We start from the raw sequence: 3,566 nt of genomic DNA, 5'->3' as shown, positions 1-3,566 counted from the left end.
CGCGGGAGATGCCGTCGATGAAGCAGCGCTTCTTGCCGTGCTCAAGGGTCTGAATGAAGGCACGACTGAAGTCATGGTGCACCCGGGCACGGCAAACGAAGAACTCGCGCGAGATTGTGGCTGGCGGCATGACTTCGAAGCGGAACTCGCCGCGATTCTTTCCGCGAGAGCGGCGCAGATCCTAGCGGAAGAGGGGATCGAAGCGGTGAATTTTCAAGCGTTGGGAGGCTCTCTAGAGAATGAATCGTAAGTGCCGAGAGACTGTACTGGCGGCTGCGGGTATATTCTTATTGATGTATGCGCTCAATTATTTTATGCCGCTGCACCGTGACGATTATGAATACTCACTGATCTGGCTGACGAATCAGCATATTGCGTCTCTTCCCGATGTCATGGAATCTCTGTGGCGTCATTATTTACTGCATGGCGGGCGCATGGTGGCGTTCTTCTTCCTCGATGTTTTTCTCCTCTGGGGTAAGGGCATTTTCGATATCGCTAATGCTTTGATGTTCCTCATCCTCATCGTGCTGCTGACGATTCATGCACGGCGTGATTGGCGGTTTTGGCAGGAGCCGCGTCTCTTTGCCGTCATGGGTGCTTTCGCGTGGCTTTCGTTTCCGCATTTTGGCGAGGTAGCCGTTTGGAAGTGCGGCGCTGCCGTCTACCTGTGGACGGGTGTGTTTGCCGCGCTTTTCCTCGTGCCGTACAATCTCCAATGCAGGGCGATGGCACAGGAGAAGCCGCCTGTGCGAAATTGGCTGATCGCGCCGATGCTTGTGCTCGGCGTCCTCGCGGGCTGGTCGGTGGAGAATCTTGCCGTGACGGTGTTCGCTCTGACGGCGGGGCTTTCGTGGTGGGCGCGGCGCAAGGGGGCAATGCCGCTTTGGATGCCGGCGGGCGCTTTTGGGGCGTTCGTCGGGCTTGTGCTGCTCGTCGCTGCGCCGGGCAATTTTGTGCGCTACGATGCGCAGGGCAGCGGCAAGGGGATACTCACGCATATCGGCAATCAGTTTGCGGGCAACGGTGAGATGGCGCTGTATATCCTGCCGGTTCTTTTGCTCTTGCTGGCGGCGGGGCGCATCTATCGTCTGCATCTTGCCGCGCGTGTGGACATGCTGCACGATAATGCTGCGAGAGAGCGCCCATGCGCTCTTAAAGTAGGGCAAATCGCTTGTTTGCTATGGATCCTGCTCCTCGTTTTTTCCTATTTCAATGGAGGCTTCTTTGCCAATGCGCTGCGTGATTTTCTCGTCGCACATGTGCTTGTACCGCTGGGGCTTGACAAGCCGCGCACGATCGAGCACTTTGCCAACGTCATGGCGGGATTTGAGGAAATGGCGATCTATTGGCTTACGATATTTTTCTTCTACAGCCTGCTGAAGCGCTCGCTTGGATTTTCGCGCGATAAGCTCGCCGCAGCTCGCACCGTGTCGTGGCTTGAGGTGATGCATACTTTTCCGGCGGCGCGCTATGCGGCATTCCTGCTTCCTTTGGCGCTGTTCAACAACTTCGTCATGATCGCCGCGCCGACCTTCCCGGCACGCGCGACATTCAGCTCCGTCGCGATGATCCTCGTTGCCGCCTGTGCCGTGCTGCGCGATCCTGTCGTTGCGGATGTCCTGCAGAGCAGAGCGAAGAAAACGCTTCTCGCAGGCGCTGCGGCGATTTGCTCCTTCACGATGGCTGCTGCACTCTTCATTACAGCCGCTATGCAGGAAGAAAATGCCGTGCGTATTGCCATCGTCGAGCAGGCGGCAGCGAACGGCGAGGATATCGCTTATATGAAGCCCATCCCTTTGAAGAACCGCGCCCTGCGCCATGTATTCTTCGTCGATTTCGACAACGGCGTGACGAAGGAAGGTCTTTGCCGCTATTATGGCATCAAGGATATTTGTGTAGAACGCTAGAGAAATACGGGACCGTCGCACTTAAAGCATGTGCGGCGGTCTCTTATTTTATTTTGCGGGCGCTTTCTCGCAGGGGAGTTATCTAATATACGCCTAATTACCTATTGTGAAAGTATGGAATTTATCTATACTATGCGGATTTTCTCGCTGGAAATTCATCTGGAGCTGGGTGTATAGGCGGAATATAGGGCTTTTCTGGGGAGAAAGACTTGATTTATGAATGAGCTTCATTTCTTCTTGTATTCGATCAAGATATGTGATATCATTCTCTTTACCAAAGGAGCGTTTGAGGACATCGTTGAGGAAACATGGATACTCAGAGGATGCCTCCCGATTCTTTGGAGAAGATTTACGGTTCCATTTTTGAAGGAGGAGCTTATTATGAAGAAGTCTCTCACAGCCGCTTTGACGACGGCGCTCGTCGTCGGCGCAGCATCGACGACATTTGCTGCGGCGAACCCGTTCAGCGACGTCCCGATGGATCATTGGGCATACGATGCAGTCGCGCAGCTTGCCGACGACGGCATCATCGAGGGCTACGGCGACGGTTCGTATCGCGGTGAAAATGAGATCACGCGCTATGAGATGGCGCAGATGGTCGCAAAGGCGATGGCAAAGGAAGATCAGGTCAACGCCCGGCAGAAGGCGATGATCGATCGTCTCGCCGCTGAGTTCAGCGAAGAGCTGAACAACCTCGGCGTGCGCGTCGCCAATCTCGAAAGCCGCATTGACAACGTCAAGTGGACGGGCGAACTGCAGTACACCTACGAGCGTCAGAAGGCAGAGAGCGAGGATGACGCAGATACGACCAATGAACTGGTGTTCCGCCTTGAGCCGGAAGCTACGGTCAATGCTCACTGGAAGGTCAAGGCTCGCCTCGATGCAACGTGGGATGCGAAAGAGGACAAGGGTGATTCTGGAACGGTCGAACTCAAGCGCGCTTATGTCGAAGGAAATTATGGAACGACGGTTATCCGCGCCGGCAAGATGCCCGTTCTGACAGAACAGGGCATGGCGATCGACGATGATTTGACGGGCGCTTCCGTGACCTTTGGCGAAGGTACGAACTTCACCGGTACGCTTTTCGCCGGTCGTTGGGATTTGGAAGATGCTGAGGGTGTAAAGGACAGCGTCAAGGATGCGCGGAGGAATATGTGGTTCCATCCCAGGGCGAGTGCTACTGCAGATGTGCAGATGGTGAACCTCAACTGGATGCCTTCCGAGAGGTTCAATGTCGCAGCGGAATATGTGCGCATTCATCAGGAAGCGGTTCTGAATACTGCTTTTGAGATGCACGACGCCAGCAATATTTGGGGCGTTGGCGCAACGTGGAAGCCGGTTGACACGGTATACCTCACGGGCGGTTATTGGAAGAACACGAGCGATGAAGGAAGAGCGCTTCTTGCCGGCAAGGATGGTATGAGGGCTTACAACATCGAGCTTGGCTATAAGGGCGCGGAGCCTGAGAACGCCCGCACTTTCGGTCTCTATGCAGCCTATCGCTATGTTGGCGGCGCTGTGGCGTTTGCGCCGACATTTGATGGAGCGCTTTGGAATACGAAAGGGTGGGAGATCGGCGGTCAGTACACGTTCGCTAAGAATGTCGTCGGTTCGATGGTCTACTTTAACGGAAAAGACCTTAGAAAGACCGATAAAGAT

General features: G+C 54.8%; 3 protein-coding genes. All 3 read left to right on the top strand.

The annotated features are described in order from the left end of the window. Positions 1-250, top strand: a 250-nt coding sequence (locus tag ACTTKG_RS09920; protein ID WP_442674039.1) for a ChbG/HpnK family deacetylase, incomplete at its 5' end; no start/stop codon positions are given. Beyond that, positions 240-1,907 carry a DUF3329 domain-containing protein gene (locus ACTTKG_RS09915; protein ID WP_442674038.1) on the top strand — a complete coding sequence of 556 codons (1,668 nt, stop codon included), beginning with the start codon at positions 240-242 and terminating at the stop codon, positions 1,905-1,907. The genes ACTTKG_RS09920 and ACTTKG_RS09915, both read left to right, overlap by 11 nt. Positions 1,908-2,288: 381 nt before the next feature. After that, positions 2,289-3,566: S-layer homology domain-containing protein (locus tag ACTTKG_RS09910; RefSeq protein WP_442674037.1), on the top strand; the 1,278-nt coding region annotated here is incomplete at its 3' end.

Source organism: Selenomonas sp., from assembly GCF_052169755.1.
Taxonomy (GTDB): Bacteria; Bacillota; Negativicutes; order Selenomonadales; family Selenomonadaceae; genus Selenomonas.
Note: the sequence above shows the minus strand (reverse complement) of the source record. Positions and strands in the feature narration are given on the sequence as shown.

Excerpts from the sequence above, each read along its gene's own strand:
- ACTTKG_RS09915 (WP_442674038.1), top strand. The coding sequence starts at position 240 with ATGAATCGTAAGTGCCGAGAGACTGTACTGGCGGCTGCGGGTATATTC.